12 protein-coding genes and 1 pseudogene are annotated in these 16,301 nt (G+C 70.8%); 6 read left to right on the plus strand and 7 right to left on the minus strand.

All coding sequences use genetic code 11. The annotated features are described in order from the left end of the window. From H295_RS0116795 to glgB, 4 genes and pseudogenes are all read left to right on the plus strand, one after another. Positions 1 to 654 (plus strand): annotated as a pseudogene (locus H295_RS0116795) (alpha-1,4-glucan--maltose-1-phosphate maltosyltransferase); the annotation flags it as partial. Further along, complete coding sequence (gene treS / locus H295_RS0116800; protein ID WP_020136494.1) at positions 651 to 2,351, plus strand: maltose alpha-D-glucosyltransferase; 1,701 nt, start codon at positions 651 to 653, stop codon at positions 2,349 to 2,351. The pseudogene H295_RS0116795 and the gene treS, both read left to right, overlap by 4 nt. A 96-nt stretch (positions 2,352 to 2,447) precedes the next feature. Next, on the plus strand, positions 2,448 to 3,836 hold the full coding sequence (locus H295_RS0116805; RefSeq protein ID WP_020136495.1) for a maltokinase N-terminal cap-like domain-containing protein: 1,389 nt from the start codon (positions 2,448 to 2,450) through the stop codon (positions 3,834 to 3,836). A 31-nt stretch (positions 3,837 to 3,867) separates the two neighbouring features. Further along, positions 3,868 to 6,981: a 1,4-alpha-glucan branching enzyme gene (gene glgB / locus H295_RS0116815; RefSeq protein ID WP_078616670.1), complete on the plus strand. Its 3,114-nt coding sequence runs from the start codon at positions 3,868 to 3,870 to the stop codon at positions 6,979 to 6,981. Between the two features lie 75 nt (positions 6,982 to 7,056). Here glgB and H295_RS0116820 read toward each other — a convergent pair whose 3' ends face one another. The 5 genes from H295_RS0116820 to H295_RS0116845 form a co-directional block, all read right to left on the minus strand. After that, on the minus strand, positions 7,057 to 8,463 hold the full coding sequence (locus H295_RS0116820) for a cytochrome P450 (protein WP_043217608.1): 1,407 nt from the start codon (positions 8,461 to 8,463) through the stop codon (positions 7,057 to 7,059). A gap of 78 nt (positions 8,464 to 8,541) precedes the next feature. Next, the gene (locus tag H295_RS0116825) at positions 8,542 to 10,758 is read right to left on the minus strand and encodes a HelD family protein (protein WP_028809438.1); all 2,217 of its coding nucleotides are present in this window, start codon (positions 10,756 to 10,758) and stop codon (positions 8,542 to 8,544) included. A gap of 156 nt (positions 10,759 to 10,914) precedes the next feature. Beyond that, complete coding sequence (locus H295_RS0116830) at positions 10,915 to 11,229, minus strand: thioredoxin family protein (RefSeq protein ID WP_020136500.1); 315 nt, start codon at positions 11,227 to 11,229, stop codon at positions 10,915 to 10,917. Next, entirely contained in the window at positions 11,226 to 11,612 is a 387-nt protein-coding gene (locus H295_RS0116835) for a MerR family transcriptional regulator (RefSeq protein WP_020136501.1), read from the minus strand. Before H295_RS0116835 ends, H295_RS0116830 begins: the two co-directional genes overlap by 4 nt. A 408-nt stretch (positions 11,613 to 12,020) precedes the next feature. Continuing rightward, the gene (locus tag H295_RS0116845) at positions 12,021 to 12,689 is read right to left on the minus strand and encodes a maleylpyruvate isomerase family mycothiol-dependent enzyme (protein ID WP_043217580.1); all 669 of its coding nucleotides are present in this window, start codon (positions 12,687 to 12,689) and stop codon (positions 12,021 to 12,023) included. Between the two features lie 78 nt (positions 12,690 to 12,767). Here H295_RS0116845 and H295_RS0116850 point away from each other — a divergent pair, with 78 nt between their 5' ends. Beyond that, complete coding sequence (locus H295_RS0116850) at positions 12,768 to 13,217, plus strand: MarR family winged helix-turn-helix transcriptional regulator (RefSeq protein WP_020136504.1); 450 nt, start codon at positions 12,768 to 12,770, stop codon at positions 13,215 to 13,217. Between the two features lie 25 nt (positions 13,218 to 13,242). Here the strand turns inward: H295_RS0116850 and H295_RS0116855 are convergent, their stop codons facing one another. Next, positions 13,243 to 14,010 carry a DUF2127 domain-containing protein gene (locus H295_RS0116855; RefSeq protein ID WP_020136505.1) on the minus strand — a complete coding sequence of 256 codons (768 nt, stop codon included), beginning with the start codon at positions 14,008 to 14,010 and terminating at the stop codon, positions 13,243 to 13,245. A gap of 136 nt (positions 14,011 to 14,146) precedes the next feature. Here H295_RS0116855 and H295_RS0116860 point away from each other — a divergent pair, with 136 nt between their 5' ends. Then, the gene (locus tag H295_RS0116860) at positions 14,147 to 14,764 is read left to right on the plus strand and encodes a TetR/AcrR family transcriptional regulator (RefSeq protein ID WP_078616671.1); all 618 of its coding nucleotides are present in this window, start codon (positions 14,147 to 14,149) and stop codon (positions 14,762 to 14,764) included. Positions 14,765 to 14,889: 125 nt separating this feature from the next. Here H295_RS0116860 and H295_RS0116865 read toward each other — a convergent pair whose 3' ends face one another. Beyond that, entirely contained in the window at positions 14,890 to 16,296 is a 1,407-nt protein-coding gene (locus H295_RS0116865) for a cation:dicarboxylate symporter family transporter (protein WP_051135568.1), read from the minus strand. Positions 16,297 to 16,301: the final 5 nt, after the last annotated feature.

The following is a 16,301-nucleotide window of genomic DNA, read 5'->3' on the forward strand; positions in this document are numbered from 1 at the left end:
CTCACCGAGTACCTGACCGAGCTGTCCGGTGAGGCGGCCTCCTACATGCGGCCGAACTTCTTCGCCAACACCCCCGACATCCTGCACGCCTTCCTCCAGCACGGCGGCCGCCCCGCGTTCGCCCTGCGCGCGGTCCTGGCCGCGACCCTCTCGCCGACCTGGGGCATCTACTCCGGCTACGAACTCGCCGAGCACACCCCCCTGCGCGAGGGCAGCGAGGAGTACCTCGACTCGGAGAAGTACCAGCTCAGGGCCCGCGACTGGGACACCCCCGACAGCCTCGCCCCCCTGATCACCCGGCTCAACACCGTCAGGCGGGACAACCCGGCCCTGCGCCAACTGCGCGACCTGCACTTCCACCACGTGGACAAGGACGAGGTGATCGCGTACTCGAAGCGGAGCGGCTCGAACACGGTTCTGGTGGTCGTGAACCTCGACCCGCACCACACCCAGGAGGCGACGGTCTCGTTGGACATGCCGCAACTCGGCCTGGAATGGCACGAGTCGGTACCGGTGCGCGACGAGCTCACCGGTGAGACCTATCACTGGGGCAGGGCGAACTACGTGCGTCTGGAACCGGGCACTCGCCCCGCGCACATCCTCACCGTCCTGCGACCGTCCACCCCGCAGATCGGAGGGTCACCCACAATATGATCGTCAACGAGCCCGTCCAGGACACCTTCGAGGACACCCCGGCCAAGGACCGGGACCCCGACTGGTTCAAGCGCGCGGTCTTCTACGAGGTGCTGGTCCGCTCCTTCCAGGACAGCAACGGCGACGGTGTCGGCGACCTCAAGGGCCTGACCGCCAAACTGGACTACCTCCAGTGGCTCGGCATCGACTGCCTGTGGCTGCCGCCGTTCTTCAAGTCACCGCTCCGGGACGGCGGTTACGACGTCTCCGACTACACCGCCGTGCTGCCCGAGTTCGGTGACCTCGCCGACTTCGTGGAGTTCGTCGACGCCGCCCACCAGCGCGGCATGCGCGTCATCATCGACTTCGTCATGAACCACACCAGCGACCAGCACCCGTGGTTCCAGGAGTCCCGCGCCAACCCCGACGGCCCCTACGGCGACTACTACGTGTGGGCCGACGACGACAAGCAGTTCCAGGACGCCCGGATCATCTTCGTCGACACCGAGGCCTCCAACTGGACCTTCGACCCGGTCCGCAAGCAGTACTTCTGGCACCGCTTCTTCTCCCACCAGCCGGACCTCAACTACGAGAACCCGGCCGTGCAGGAGGAGATGATCTCCGCGCTGCGGTTCTGGCTGGACCTGGGCATCGACGGCTTCCGCCTCGACGCCGTGCCGTACCTGTACCAGCAGGAGGGCACCAACTGCGAAAACCTTCCGGCGACCCACGAGTTCCTCAAGCGGGTCCGCAAGGAGATCGACGCCTCCTACCCGGACACGGTGATCCTGGCGGAGGCGAACCAGTGGCCGGAGGACGTCGTCGACTACTTCGGCGACTACGCCAAGGGCGGCGACGAGTGCCACATGGCGTTCCACTTCCCGGTCATGCCCCGCATCTTCATGGCGGTCCGCAGGGAGTCCCGCTACCCGGTCTCGGAGATCCTCGCCAAGACCCCCGCGATCCCCGCCAACTGCCAGTGGGGCATCTTCCTGCGCAACCACGACGAGCTGACCCTGGAGATGGTCACCGACGAGGAACGCGACTACATGTGGGCCGAGTACGCGAAGGACCCACGGATGCGCGCCAACATCGGCATCCGCAGGCGTCTGGCGCCCCTGCTCGACAACGACCGCAACCAGATCGAGCTGTTCACGGCTCTCCTGCTCTCCCTGCCCGGCTCGCCGATCCTCTACTACGGCGACGAGATCGGCATGGGCGACAACATCTGGCTCGGTGACCGCGACGCCGTCCGCACCCCGATGCAGTGGACACCGGACCGTAACGCGGGATTTTCCTCCTGTGACCCCGGGCGGCTCTATCTGCCGACCATCATGGACCCGGTCCACGGCTACCAGGTCACCAACGTCGAGGCGTCGATGGCGTCGCCCTCCTCGTTGCTGCACTGGACCCGCCGGATGATCGAGATCCGCAAGCAGAACCCGGCGTTCGGCCTCGGCTCCTACACCGAGCTCCCGTCGTCGAACCCCGCGGTCCTCGCCTTCCTGCGGGAGTACGAGGACGACCTGGTCCTGTGCGTGCACAACTTCTCCCGGTTCGCGCAGCCCACCGAGCTGGACCTGCGTGAGTTCGTCGGCCGGCACCCCGTCGAGCTGTTCGGCGGGGTGCGGTTCCCGGCCATCGGTGAGCTGCCGTACTTGCTGACCCTGGGCGGGCACGGCTTCTACTGGTTCCGGCTGCGCAAGGACGCGGCCTAGCCGACCGGGCCCGGGCGGGGCGGTTTCCACCGGCCCGCCCGGGGCACGCATCAGTAACACCCCGACCAGCCAGCCCGGGGAAAGGACGCCCCCACCATGTCGGAAGCCGTCACCCCCACCGCCACGACAAGCCCCGGCCTCCTCGCCTCGCTCGACCCCCTCCTGCGCGAGTGGCTGCCGCGGCAGCGCTGGTTCGCGGGCAAGGGACGCCCGGTCACCGGGTTCTCGCTGGTGGCGGCCACCGAGCTGCTGCCGCCCACCGCCAAGCTCGGTCTCTACCACCTGCTGGTCCGCGCTCACCAGCCGGCGGCCGTGGGTGCGCCGACGCACCCAGGGGACTGTTACCAGCTGCTCATAGGCGTGCGCGAGGCGCTGCCGCCCCGGCTGGCGCCCGCGCTGATCGGCCATGTCGAGGAGGGCCCGCTCAGCGGCCGTACCGCGTACGACGCCCTCTTCGACCCCCTGCCCGCCGAACTGCTCCTGGAGGCGATCCGCACCGGAGCCAGGATCGGCGGGCTTCGTTTCGACCGGGACCCGCAGCAGGAGATCCGGGACGGACTGGTGGCCCGGGTGGTGACCGCCGAGCAGTCCAACTCGTCGATCGTCTTCGGAGATACGTTCATCCTGAAGCTGCTGCGCCGGATCGTGCCCGGCGTCAACCCCGACCTGGAGCTCCCGCTGGCGCTGGCCCGGGAGGGCTGCCCCCGGGTGCCCGCGCCGACGGGATGGCTGCGGACGGAGGTCGCGGGTGAGCCGTACACCCTCGGAGTGCTCCAGCCCTTCGTGCAGGGCGCCTCGGACGGCTGGGAGCTGGCCCTGCGGGAGCTGGCCAAGGGCGAGGACTTCAGCGCGGAGGCGCACGCCCTCGGCCGGGCCACCGCCGAGGTGCACACCGCGCTCGCCCGCGCCCTGCCCACGGTGACGCTCGGCCACCAGCAGCTTCACCAGCTCGTCGACGGCATGCTCGAGCGGCTGGAGGCGGCGGTGCAGGCGGTTCCCGCGCTACTGCCGTACGCGCCGGGTCTGCGCACCGCGTTCACCGCGCTGGGGGACCTGGCGTCCGAGGGCACCACCTGGACCGCGCAGCGCATCCACGGCGACCTGCACCTCGGGCAGTGCCTGCGCTCGGCCTCCGGGCACTGGTCGCTGATCGACTTCGAGGGCGAGCCGTCCAAGCCGCTGTCCGAACGGCGGCTGCCGCAGCCGACGGTCCGGGACGTCGCGGGGATGCTGCGCTCGTTCGACTACGCGGCCCACTCGACCGACCTGCCGGTGCCGGGCTGGGCCGAGGCCTGCCGGGCGGCGTACTGTTCCGGCTACGCCGAGGTCAGCGGGGTGGACCCACGGACCGATCCGGTGCTGTTGCGGGCCTACGAGACCGACAAGGCGATCTACGAGGTCGTCTACGAGGCCCGGCACCGGCCGGACTGGCTCCAGGTGCCGATGGCCGCGGTGGCGCGGTACGCGACGACCGACCTGACCTGACCGACCTTTCCCGGCCGAGGAGGCTCCTCCTGTGACTCCGCCCACCCCCAGCGGTTCGGAACCGAAGAAGACTGCGAAGAAGAAGACGCCTCCGGCGGGGAAGGCCGGTGCGACGTCCGGTGCGGGGGTGTCTGGCGCTGATCAGACGGGTGCCGTGAAGGCTGCTGCCGAGAAGGTGGTCGCCGATACGGCCGGGGCGGTGAAGGCGGTCGCGAAGAAGGTCGGTGCGAAGAAGGCCGCGGGTGGAGGGACGACCGACGGGAAGGCCGCTGCCGAGAAGGCCGTCGCCAAAAAGGCCGGTGCCAAGAAAGCCGTAGCCAAGAAAGCCAGTGCGGAGAAGGCCGTCGCCAAGAAGGCCGTCCCCAAGAAGGCCAGTGCGGAGAAGGCCGTCGCCAAGAAGGCCAGTGCGGAGAAGGCCAGTGCGGAGAAGGCCGTCGCCGAAAAGGCCGTAGCCAAGAAGGCCGGTACGGAGAAGGCCGTCACCAAGAAGGCGCTGGCCAAGGAGGCCCCCGTGGAGAAGCCTGCCGGGAAGAAGGCCGCCGCGAAGAAGGCCACGGCGGCGGAGAAGAAGACCGCGGCCAGGAAAGTGACCGCCCGGAAGACAGCAGCGCAGAAGACGGTGAGCGGCGAGAGCCCGGCGCGGCCGGTAGCCCCCGCAGAGCCCACCGCCACCTCACCGGCTCCCGCCAGGAAGCCGACGACAGGGAAGACAGCCGGCGCCAAACCCGCGACGCAACCGGTCGCTTCCAGCAGGAAGTCAACGCCGCGGAAGGCACCCGGTGCCAAGCCCCCGGCGCAGCCGGTCGCCGCCGCAGGAGCCACCGCCGGGCCGGTCCCCACCAGCAACGTAGGCGCCCCATCGACTGCCCCTCAGCCCATCCCCGCCACCCCGGCCCCCGCCGAGCCCCTCGCCGTCGGCCCCGCACCCGCCGAACCGACCACCCCCCCGCCGCCGGAGGCAGCCGCGCTCGCGGCCGATGACCGGGAGCGGTTGCTGGCCGGGGCTCATCATGATCCGCACTCCGTGCTGGGAGCGCACCCCGTGCCCGGCGGCGTGGCGTTCCGGGTGTTCCGGCCGTTCGCGCTGGCCGTGACCGTCGTCGCCGGGGAGCTGCGGGCCGAACTGCACGACGACGGCGACGGGTTCTTCTCCGGGGCGCTGCCGCTGACGGACGTCCCGGACTACCGGCTGCTCGTGACGTACGAGGGGTCGGTGCAGGACACCGCGGACGCGTACGCCTTCCTGCCCGCGCTCGGCGATCTCGACCTGCATCTGATCGGCGAGGGCCGGCACGAGCAGTTGTGGACGGCGCTCGGCGCGCAGCCGATGACCCACCAGGGCGTCACCGGCACCCGCTTCACGGTGTGGGCGCCGAACGCGCGAGGCGTGCGCGTGGCCGGCACCTTCAACTTCTGGGACCCCTCCGCGTTCGCGATGCGTTCGCTCGGCTCGACCGGTGTCTGGGAGCTGTTCGTGCCCGGCGTCGGCGAGGGCGAGCTGTACAAGTTCGAGATCACCCGGCCCGACGGCTCGAAGACCCTGCGCGCGGACCCGCTGGCCCGCCGTACCGAGGTCCCGCCCAACACCTCCTCGATCGTCCACGCCTCGCACCACGAGTGGCGGGACGAGGAGTGGCTGGCCCGGCGTGCGGAGGGGGCCCCCGCGCACGAAGCCGCCTTCTCGGTCTACGAGATCCATCTCCCCTCCTGGCGACCGGGGCTGACGTACCGTCAACTCGCCGAGCAGCTTCCCGCGTACGTCAAAGACCTCGGCTTTACCCACGTCGAGCTGATGCCGGTCGCCGAGCACCCCTTCGGCGGCTCCTGGGGCTACCAGGTCACCGGGTTCTACGCCCCCACCGCCCGGCTCGGCACCCCCGACGACTTCAAGTACCTGGTCGACGCGCTCCACCAGGCGGGGATCGGCGTACTGATGGACTGGGTGCCCGCGCACTTCCCGCGCGACGACTGGGCGTTGGCCGAGTTCGACGGCCGCACCCTGTACGAGCACGAGGACCCGCTGCGGGCCGCGCATCCCGACTGGGGAACCCTGGAGTTCGACTACGGCCGCCGCGAGGTCCGCAACTTCCTGGTGGCGAACGCCATCTACTGGTGCGAGGAGTTCCACATCGACGGCCTCAGGGTCGACGCGGTCGCCTCGATGCTCTACCTCGACTACTCGCGCGAGCCCGGCCAGTGGGTGCCGAACGTGCACGGCGGCCGGGAGAACCTGGACGCGGTGGACTTCCTCCAGGAGATGAACGCCACGGTGTACCGGCGGGTGCCGGGCGTGGTGACGATCGCGGAGGAGTCGACGGCCTGGGACGGCGTGACGCGCGCGACGCACCACATGGGACCGGGCGGCTTCGGGGGCCTGGGCTTCGGTCTGAAGTGGAACATGGGCTGGATGCACGACTCGCTCGACTACATGGCCCATGAGCCGGTGCACCGCAAGTACCACCACCACGAGATGACGTTCTCGATGGTGTACGCGTACAGCGAGAACTACGTCCTGCCGATCTCGCACGACGAAGTGGTGCACGGCAAGCGGTCGTTGGTGTCGAAGATGCCCGGCGACTGGTGGCAGCAGCGGGCCAACCTGCGCGCCTACCTGGGCTTCATGTGGGCTCATCCCGGCAAGCAACTCCTCTTCATGGGGCAGGAGTTCGCGCAGGGCGCGGAGTGGTCGGAGGCGCACGGCCCGGACTGGTGGCTGCTGGACCCGGCGTACGGGGCGGAGGCGGACCACCGCGGTGTCCGCGACCTGGTCCGGGACCTGAACATCGTGTACCGCCACACGCCTGCCCTGTGGCAGCGCGACACGGACCCCTCGGGCTTCCAGTGGATCGTGGGCGACGCGGCGGAGGACAACGTCTTCGCGTTCCTGCGGTACGACGCGGAGGGCACCCCGCTCCTCGCGGTCTCCAACCTCTCCCCGGTGGCCCGCCCCGACTACCGCATCGGCGCCCCCGACGACATCCCGGCCTGGGTCGAGTCCCTCAACACCGACACGGGGAAGTACGGCGGCAGCGACGTCACCAACCCGGACGTCCTGAAGCCGGACCCGCAGGGCTGGCACGGCCGCCCGGCCAGCCTCCAGCTCACGCTGCCGCCGCTCGCGACGGTGTGGCTGCGGCCGGCGTAGGGGACGGTCCGAGGGTTCGGCGGCGGCCGCGGGGGAACGGCATCCCTCAGCGGCCGCCGCGGGGAACGAGAGCCCTCAGCGGCCGCCGAACATGAACTTGCGCAGGGCCGCCAGCAGGCCCCCGGCCTGGCCGTCGGCCTCGCCGCCGGACCCGGGCGACCGGTGCTGCGGCCGCGTCGGTGCCGGTCGCCGTGCGACGGCCCCCGGGCCGAGTTCGTAGCGGACCGGCAGCAGCCGCAGCCCGCGCACCACCGGGCCCGAGCGCCAGGGCAACTGGTCCGGTGGCAGGGTGAGTTCCGCGCGGGTGAAGTGGTCGAGGAACCGTCCCACCGCCGTCGAGACGATCATGCCGCCCAGTTCTCTCGCGGCGCTCGGGCACTGGTGCGGTCCGGCGCCCCAGCCCAGGTGTGCCCGGGTGGACACCGTCGCCCCCACCAGGTGGGAGGAGCTCAGCGCCAGCAGCTCCTGGTGCGCCGCCGCCGCGGACGGGGACACCGCGTCGCCCGCCCGCACCCACACCTTCCCCAGCCGCACGTCCCGCGCCGCGAACCGGAAGCACATGTTGGCCACCGGAGGGTTCACCAGTGCCGCCCGGTTGACCGTCTCGCCGAGCTGTCCGGCCGAGAGGCTGCGCCGGACCGTGGTGTTCCCGCGCAGCACCTCCAGCAGCGTGTTGAGGACCATGTTCCCGGTGATGTCGTTCAGGTACACGGCGTTCATGAACAGCTCCCGTCCGAGCTGTTCGTCGCTCAGCCCGGGGTCCGCGAGCAGCAGGTAGGAGGTGAGGTCGTCCCCCGGCCGGGCCCGCCGGTGCGCGGCGAGCCGGGTGAACGCGGCCAGCGCCCGGGCCGTCGCGGGACCGGAGTCCGCTCCCCCGTCGAGCATCCGCCACAGGTCCATGACCAGTTCGTCGCCCAGCTCCACGGGACAGCCGAACAGCTTGGTCGTCACCATCAGCAGCAGCGGCCGGGTGTACTGCGCCCCGAGATCCGCGAAGCCCACGGTCCCGGACTCGGCGGCCAGCATCCCGACCAGCTCGTCGGCGTACCGGGCGACCGCGGCCCGTACCTCCCATCCTTCCGGGCTGCGCGGGTCCTGGAAGGGGGTGAGCGCGGAGTGATGGGTGCGCCGGGACGCCAGATGCTCCTCGTCGTCCATGAACATCGTCTGCCGTACCTCGTAACCGGCCAGCAGCGGCCAGTCCCGTGGCAGGCGGCCTTCCGCCCGGGCCCGCCAGTACCGCACGTCCCGCCGCCACAGGCTCTCGTTGCGCAGCACCTCGGTGACCTCGGTGTAGCCGAGCACCAGCCAGACCGGCACGCCCGCGAGAGCGACCGGGGCGACCGGCCCGTAGGTGCCGCGCAGCCGCTCGTACACGGCGCCCGGGTCGACGTCGAACTCGGCGGTGAGCAGCGGTTCGACGGGCAGCGACGCGAGGGTGGGGCCGTCGGCCGGCGGGGTCGCGTGGGCATGGGCTTCCATGTGCACACGCTTACCGCACCGACCGTGCACGGGCAGTCACTCCGGCGTGAACTGTTACGTCTTGGTGATGAGTGATCCTTAAGGGGTGACCAGCGCCTTCGGCAGCCGGCCCGTGTGCAGGACGCCCAGTCGCTGGGTCGCCCGGGTCAGGGCGACGTAGAGGTCGCTCGTGCCGTACAGCGCCGGTTCGACCACGAGCACCGAGTCGAACTCGAGCCCCTTGGACTGCCGGGGGTCGAGGAGGACGACGGTCCGGGTCAGGTCCGGTTCCGCGCCCGCGGTCACCCCGTCGAGGCGGGCCGCGAGTTTGCGGTGCAGATGGCGGGGGGCGATGACGGCGAGCCGTCCCTCGTCGGGGGTCAGCTCCTTCACGGCCTCGGCGACCGCGCCGGGCAGGTCGTCGGTGGCGCGCACCCAGGGCCGTACACCGGTGGAACGGACCGAACTCGGCGGTTCGAAGTGCGGGTTCTCCGCGCGTACGACGGCCGCCGCGAGCTCCATGATCTCGGCGGGGGTGCGGTAGTTGACGCCGAGGCGGGTGTGCTCCCAGCGGTCCTCGACGTACGGCTGGAGGATCTCCTGCCACGAGCCCACGCCCGCCGCCTCCGCGGTCTGCGCCGGGTCGCCGACCAGGGTCATGGAGCGGGTCGGACTGCGCCGCATCAGCAGCCGCCAGGCCATCGGGGACAGCTCCTGCGCCTCGTCGACGATGATGTGCCCGAACGCCCAGGTGCGGTCGGCCGCCGCGCGCTCGGCGGCGCTGCGGTGGTCGTCCTCCTCCTGCCGCTCGGCGAACCGCTCCGCGTCGATGATGTCGTGGGCGGACAGCACCTCGGAGTCCTCGTCGTCGATGTCCTCGAACTCGTAGGTCCGCGAGGCGTACGACACGTCGAGCACGCCCTGCGCGTACGCGATCTGCGTCTCGCGCTCGCGTTCGGCCAGTGCCCGCGCCACCCGCTCGTCCACGCCGAGGAGTTCGGCGGCCTCGTCGAGCAGGGGCACGTCCGCCACGGTCCAGCCCCGGGTCACCGGGCGGCGGATCGCGGCCGCGTCCTCGTCGGGGAGGTAGCCGACCGGGTCCGCGAGGAAGTCCGCGACCAGCCGCTGCGGGGTCAGCCTGGGCCACAACTGGTCGATGGCGGCCCACACTTCGGGGTTCTCGGCGATCTCGTCGCGGATCTGGGTGATGTCGGCCGCGTCGAGGAGACTGCTGCCGTCGTAGGGGTCGGTGCCGACCCGCTCGGCGTACAGCTCGGTGAGCGTGTTGAGGATGTGGCCCTCGAAGTGCTCCCGGGCCACGTTGTGCGGCAGCCGGGCGGCCCGGGTCTTCTCGCGGGCGACCTTGACCAGGCCGTCGTCGAGCATCAGGACCTCGCGGTCGTGCTCGATCGCGATCACCGGGTCGGGCAGCGCCTGCCAGTCGCGTACGGCGTCGGCGAGGACGTCCGCCATGGCGGCCCGCCCCTTCACCGCGGCCGCCGCCCGGCCGTCCGTGGCCGTCGCCTTCACGCCGGGGAACAGCTCGCCGATCGTGGCGAGCAGCACGCCGGTCTCGCCGAGGGAGGGCAGCACCTCGCCGATGTACCCGAGGAAGGCGGGGTTGGGTCCGACGATCAGCACGGCCCGCTTGGCGAGCAACTCCCGGTGTTCGTACAGGAGATAGGCCGCCCGGTGCAGGGCCACCGCGGTCTTTCCGGTGCCGGGGCCGCCCTCGACGACCAGCACCCCGCGGTGCGGGGCGCGGATGATCTCGTCCTGCTCGGCCTGGATGGTCTGCACGATGTCGTGCATCCGGCCGGTGCGGGCGGCGTCGAGCGCGGCGAGCAGCACCGCGTCACCGGTGGGGTCCTCGTGCCCGGTCCTGGTCGCGTCCCCCAGGTCGAGGATCTCGTCGTGCAGGTCGGTGACGCGACGGCCGTCGGTGCCGATGTGCCGGCGGCGGCGCAGGCCCATCGGGGTGTGGCCGGTGGCCAGGTAGAAGGGGCGGGCGACCTCGGCCCGCCAGTCGATGAGGATCGGGGTGCGCTCGGCGTCGTCGGTGCGCAGGCCGAGCCGTCCGATGTGGTGGGTGACGCCCGAGGTGAGGTCGATGCGGCCGAAGCAGAGCGAGCCGTCGACCGCGTTCAGGGCGGCCAGCAGTCCGGAGCGCTCGGCGACCAGGATGTCCCGTTCGAGGCGGGCCTGCATCGGGGTGTTGCCCTGGGCGAGCGCGTCGGTGACCGACGTCTCGGTGTCACCGCGCAGGGCGTCCACGCGCGCGTACAGGTTGTCGAGGAATTCCTGCTCACCGCGAATTTCAGCACTGTTTGACAATTCCACTCCCGCGCAGATATACTGTGCTTACTGAACTTCTTTGCGACCCAATTCCCATGAAGTCGCGAACCATTCAATATACGCAAAGCAATCCCCCGAGCGCAATTGCTCGGGGGATTGCTTTTTTACGGGGTGGGTTCAGATCACGTCGGCCAGTTCTTCCAGGAGGCGGCGCTTCGGCCGGGCTCCCACCATGGACTTCACCGGCTCACCACCACGGAAGACCATGAAGGTGGGCATCGAGAGGACCTTGTAGGCGTTCGTGGTCACCGGATTGAGGTCCACGTTCAACTGCACCACCTTCAGCCGGTCGGCCTCCTCGGCGGCGAGGGCGCGCAGCACCGGCCCCATCTGCCGGCACGGCGGGCACCAGTCCGCCGTGAACTCCACCAGCACCGGCACCTCCGAGCCGATCACCTCAGCGGCGAAATCAGCGTCCGTCACGTCGATCACAGTTCCTGTCCTCCCAGTTCGCACAGCGGATCCGTACCGTCGAGCGTGGCCAGCCGTACGCCGATCTTGGCCCGCACCGCCTGCAACTCCCCGATCAGGGAGTCGAGTTCGTCCAGCTTGCGGCGGTAGACGTCGATCGACGCGGGACAGGTGTCGCCCTCCTCGTGCCCGGCCCGCAGACACTCCAGGAACGGCCGGGTCTCCTCCAGGTCGAACCCGAAGTCCTGGAGGGTCCGGATCTGCCGGAGCAGCTTGAGGTCCGCCTCGTCGTACGTGCGGTGGCCGTTCTCCCCCCGCCGCCCGGGCAACAGCCCCCGCGCCTCGTAGTACCGCAGCGTCCGCGTGGTGGTCCCGGCCCGTGCGGCCAGCTCGCCGATTCGCATACCGGCGAACGTAACCCTTGACGCCGACGTCAAGGCAAGAGCGATGTGCGTTCCGCAGGGGGAAGACGACTGCGGGAAGCGGTACTTTCGGCGGACCGCGCTCTTCCATTTGGGTCAGCGGGGGGGGCGTACCCCGGGGGGTGCCGGGGAATGCAGCGCCGGGGCCCTCACGGACGGCCGAGGGTTCGGTGTGGGGCGCCTCGCGCTCCGCGGCGATCAGTACGGCCCGGCAGATCAGTTCCCTGGCGGCCATGGGCTCGGCGCCGGCCACGGCCTCCCTGCCGCGGGCGAACGCGGCGCCGTAGAGGCCTAGGGAGACGGGAGCGGCCTTCCGGGTTCGGCCGCGGGATCTCGACGGCCAAGTCCGGCGTCGATGCGCTCTCCGGAACACGACCGCCGCGCGGCGCGTCACCGGGGAGTCGTGACCCCCGTCCACGGCTCCCCGGTGCGCTCGGCCCACTCGGCTGCCGCTTGCGGGCGGCCCGTGAGGAGCAGGAGCAGGGCGGTCACCGGTCCGCTGATCTCCTCGCCCTCTCCCCGCGCCCAATCGACGTCCGTGGCCACGAGCCGTGCCTTCGGCAGGGGCCAGGGCCTCGGGGGGAACCTCATGGTCCACACCCTCTCGGCGGAGTCCCGGGCGGCCCGCGGCGGCACCGGCCGGTGGCGGTCCAGCGCGAGGGCGATGTCCTGACCGTGGACGAGGAGGTCGAGGAGGGGCTCGTGGGGCGAGGTGGTCGGCGCGAGGCGGCGGGAGCCGATGATGGAGCGCAGGTTGGCGACGATCTCCCCCACCGGCAGCGACGCCTCACGGACCGCCGAGTCGTGGATCATCCGGTTCCAGTCGCCCCGGGCCCGGACCATCTCCCGCACGACCCGGCCGTAGGAGAAGCGCGCCGCGACGGTCAGATGCGCGGCGACGTCCCGCACCCGCCAGTCACCGCAGCGCGTCCGGGTCTCCCACTCCTCGGGGCCCAGCCCCTCCAGGAGGTCGGCCAGGCTCCCCCGCTCCTGGTCGACGATCCGCCAGAGCTCGTCGGCGTCCAGCACTGCGTCCGATACGGCACCCACGGGAATCACCCACTCAAGTGGTAAGCTTCTCTGACCAAAGTAGTCAGAGACTCTGACCAGTGTCAAGCAGCGCGAGGAGCATCGACGATGGTGGCGGAGAGCGAGCTCAACACGGGGCTGCTCCTGTTCCTCCCGTACCGGGCCCTGGAGAACCGGGTCTTCGCCGCGCTCGCGGAGGCCGGGTTCGACGACTTCACGCCCGCCCAGGCCCGGGTCATGCAGCGCATCGGCCCGAACGGCACACGGCTGACGGAACTCGCCGAGCAGGCCCAGGTCACCAAGCAGACCGCGGGCTTCCTGGTGGACCAGCTGGAGAAGGCCGGCTATGTCGTCCGGGTCCCGGACCCGACCGACAAGCGGGCCCGGCTGGTGTGTCTGGCGGAGAAGGCGGAGTCGGCCCAGCGGATCGCCGGCGCGATGGTCGCGGAGGTCGAGAAGGAGTGGGAGCAACACCTCGGCAGCCGCCGGATGAAACAGCTGCGCGAGGCGCTGACCCTGCTGCGGGAGATCACCGACCCCTGGGCGGAGACCTCCTAGACGGCGACCGTCGCGACAACCCCTCCTAGACGGCCACCGTCTTCGCCGCCTCCTCGACCTCCAGCAACGACGCGCTCTGCCGTTCCGCCTCGAAGGCCCGGTGGCCGCCGCGCAGGCCGAACAGGCGCTTGGTGAGCAGGATGTAGAGGACGGCCAGGATGTTCAGGACCAGGGTGGCGATCTTCAACCAGCTGACGTGCTCGGTGAGTTCGTAGATCTCCAGGGGGAGGAACGCGGCCGTGGCGACCACCGTCAGGTACTCCGCCCAGCGCCTGGCGTACCAGAGGCCGACCGCCTCGACGAGTTCGATCACGGCGTACGCGAGCAGCAGCACCGCCACCAGCACGAGGGTGTCGTGGTGGTAGCCGAAGGTCTTCTGGAGCGTGTCGACGATCGGCGAGTGGTCGAGGTCGTAGTGGAAGTGCCGGAACACCGGCCGGAGGACGTCCAGGTACTCGTCGAAGAGCCGGCGCACCGCGTCCTGGCTGTTGCTGAACTTCCACACCGCGACCGCGGCCAGCACGATGAACACCCCGCGCACCGCCCGTTCGAAGGCGAGGAAGCGCAGGACGAACAGGTCCCTGAGCACCTTGCCGCGCGGCACGAGGGGCGCGTGGTCCGCGGGCCCCGAGCCGTGCGGCTCACCGAGGGCGAAGTCGCCGCAGCGCAGACACCGCCAGGCCGCGCCGAGGGCGGTCTCGGCGTACAGCCGCTCCCGCAGCCGGGGTTCGTCCGGCGCGTAGGTGACGTGTCCGCGGCGGGCGCAGGTCCGCCGGTCCCAGTCGATCTTCATCCCCCGTGTGCCTCCGAAACCACTAGCGTGCCGTCCGGGGACGGCACGCTAGTGGCGCAGGGTAAGAATTCGGTGAGTCAGTGGGTGACTTCCGCTCGCTGCACAGCACTGCGCAAGTCGACGGGGTGAGGGCACAATGACGGCCATGACCCCGGGCCCCTCCAGTCGCGCCGACACCAACCGCCGCCGCATCCTCGACGTCGCGCTGACCGAGCTGCTGCGCGACCCCGACACGTCCATGGACCGGATCGCGCGGGCCGCGGGAGTCGTACGGCGGACGGTGTACGGCCACTTCCCGAACCGGGAGACGCTGGTCGGCACGCTCGTCGACGGTGCCGCGGAGGCGGTGGCGGCCGCGCACGCGGCGGGCCGCGAGGGCGCCGCGGATCTCGCGCAGGCCCTGGCGGGCTCGGTGCTCGCGGTCTGGGAGGTCGCCGACCGCTACCGCTTCCTGGTCGCCCTCGCCCAGCGCGGCGGCACCGTGCAGGGCGTCCGGGAGCGGCTCGCCCCGGTGCGCGCGGCGAGCACCGAACTGCTCCGGCGCGGTCTGGACGAGGGCGTCTTCGTCTCGCCGCTGCCCGCGCCCGCGCTGGCGTACGTTCACGAGCAGATGCTGTTCGCGGTCATGGCGGCGGTCGACGACGGTCTGCTGGCAGCGGAGGAGGCGGGCCGCTCCGCCGCGGTCTCGATGCTGACCGCGGCGGGCGTGCCCGCCTCCCTGGCCACCGCTCTGGTGACGAAACTGAGCGGCTGATCCTGCTTGGTCCTGCGGTTGCCGAACGGGTCCGGGCGGCCGGTCAACGGGGGAGTGTCCGGCCGCCCGGGGAGGGTGAGCCGGGCCCGGGTTCAGGTCGGGCCCGGCCCTGCTCTGCGGGCCGCTCAGGCCTTGGCCAGCTCCTTCTCGCCGCCCTGCTCGGGGATCTCGGCCACGGGCTCGTCCTCGGCGTTGTCCAGGAGGGTCTTCTCGTCGAAGGGCAGGTGGCCCGCGAGGACCTGGTCGACCCGCTCGCGGTCGATCTCCTTGGTCCAGGTGCCGATCAGGACGGTGGCGACGGCGTTGCCCGCGAAGTTGGTCAGGGCGCGCGCCTCGCTCATGAAGCGGTCGATGCCGACGATCAGGCCGATGCCGTCCACCAGGGCGGGCTTGTGCGACTGGAGACCGCCGGCCAGGGTTGCGAGACCGGCGCCGGTGACACCGGCGGCGCCCTTCGAGGCGACGAAAAGGAAGAGCAGCAGCGGGATCTGCTCGCTGACGGACATCGGGGTGCCCATGGCGTCGGCGACGAACAGCGAGGCCATGGTCATGTAGATCATGGTGCCGTCGAGGTTGAAGGAGTAGCCGGTCGGGATGGTGATGCCGACCACCGGCTTGCTGACGCCCAGGTGCTCCATCTTCGCGATGACCCGCGGCAGCGCGGACTCGGAGGACGAGGTCGACAGGATCAGCAGGAACTCACGGCTCAGGTACTTGAAGAGGGTGAGGATGTTCAGGCCGGCCACGAGCCGCAGCAGCGTGCCGAGCACGATGAAGACGAAGAGCAGACACGTGACGTAGAAGCCGAGCATCAGGACGGCGAGGCTCTTCAGGGCGTCGACACCGGCGGAGCCGACCACGGCGGCCATCGCGCCGAAGGCGCCGATCGGGGCGGCCCACATCACCATGGCGAGGACCCGGAAGACGAGCCGCTGGATGTGCTCGACACCGCGCAGGACCGGCTGGCCCACGGAGCCCATGGCCTGGAGCGCGAAGCCGCACAGGAGCGCGATGAGCAGGGTCTGGAGGACCTCGCCCTCGGTGAAGGCGGAGACGAACGTCGTCGGGATGATGCCGAGCAGGAACTCGGTGGTGTCCTTGGCCTCCGCGTCGACCTGGGCGTGACCGGCGTTCTTGACCGCGTCGGTGACGGCGAGACCGGTGCCCGGCTCCAGGATGTTGCCGACGACCAGGCCGATGCCCAGCGCGACCAGCGACATGACCATGAAGTAGCCGAGGGCGATTCCGCCGACGGCACCGACCTTGGCGGCCTTCCGCACCGAGCCGATGCCGAGCACGATCGTGCAGAAGATGATCGGCGAGATCATCATCTTGATCAGGTTCACGAACCCGGTGCCGATCGGCTTCAGCTCGACCGCGAAGTCGGGGGCGACCAGACCCACGGTGATACCGAGGGCGACCGCGACGATCACCGCGATGTACAGGTAGTGGGTGCGGTCCTTCTTGACTGCGGGTGCCGTATCGGGGGTGCTGGCGGCCACGGCTGCCCTCCTTGACGTCGTCGTCGGCATGACCG

Source organism: Streptomyces sp. 351MFTsu5.1, assembly GCF_000383655.1.
GTDB classification, from domain to species: domain Bacteria; phylum Actinomycetota; class Actinomycetes; order Streptomycetales; family Streptomycetaceae; genus Streptomyces; species Streptomyces griseorubiginosus.

Coding starts and splice junctions, on each gene's coding strand:
- H295_RS0116855 (WP_020136505.1), bottom strand. CDS start 14,010: ATGAAGATCGACTGGGACCGGCGGACCTGCGCCCGCCGCGGACACGTC.
- treS (WP_020136494.1), top strand. CDS start 651: ATGATCGTCAACGAGCCCGTCCAGGACACCTTCGAGGACACCCCGGCC.
- H295_RS0116820 (WP_043217608.1), bottom strand. CDS start 8,463: ATGGAAGCCCATGCCCACGCGACCCCGCCGGCCGACGGCCCCACCCTC.
- H295_RS0116865 (WP_051135568.1), bottom strand. CDS start 16,296: ATGCCGACGACGACGTCAAGGAGGGCAGCCGTGGCCGCCAGCACCCCC.
- H295_RS0116860 (WP_078616671.1), top strand. CDS start 14,147: ATGACGGCCATGACCCCGGGCCCCTCCAGTCGCGCCGACACCAACCGC.
- H295_RS0116850 (WP_020136504.1), top strand. CDS start 12,768: ATGGTGGCGGAGAGCGAGCTCAACACGGGGCTGCTCCTGTTCCTCCCG.
- H295_RS0116805 (WP_020136495.1), top strand. CDS start 2,448: ATGTCGGAAGCCGTCACCCCCACCGCCACGACAAGCCCCGGCCTCCTC.
- H295_RS0116835 (WP_020136501.1), bottom strand. CDS start 11,612: ATGCGAATCGGCGAGCTGGCCGCACGGGCCGGGACCACCACGCGGACG.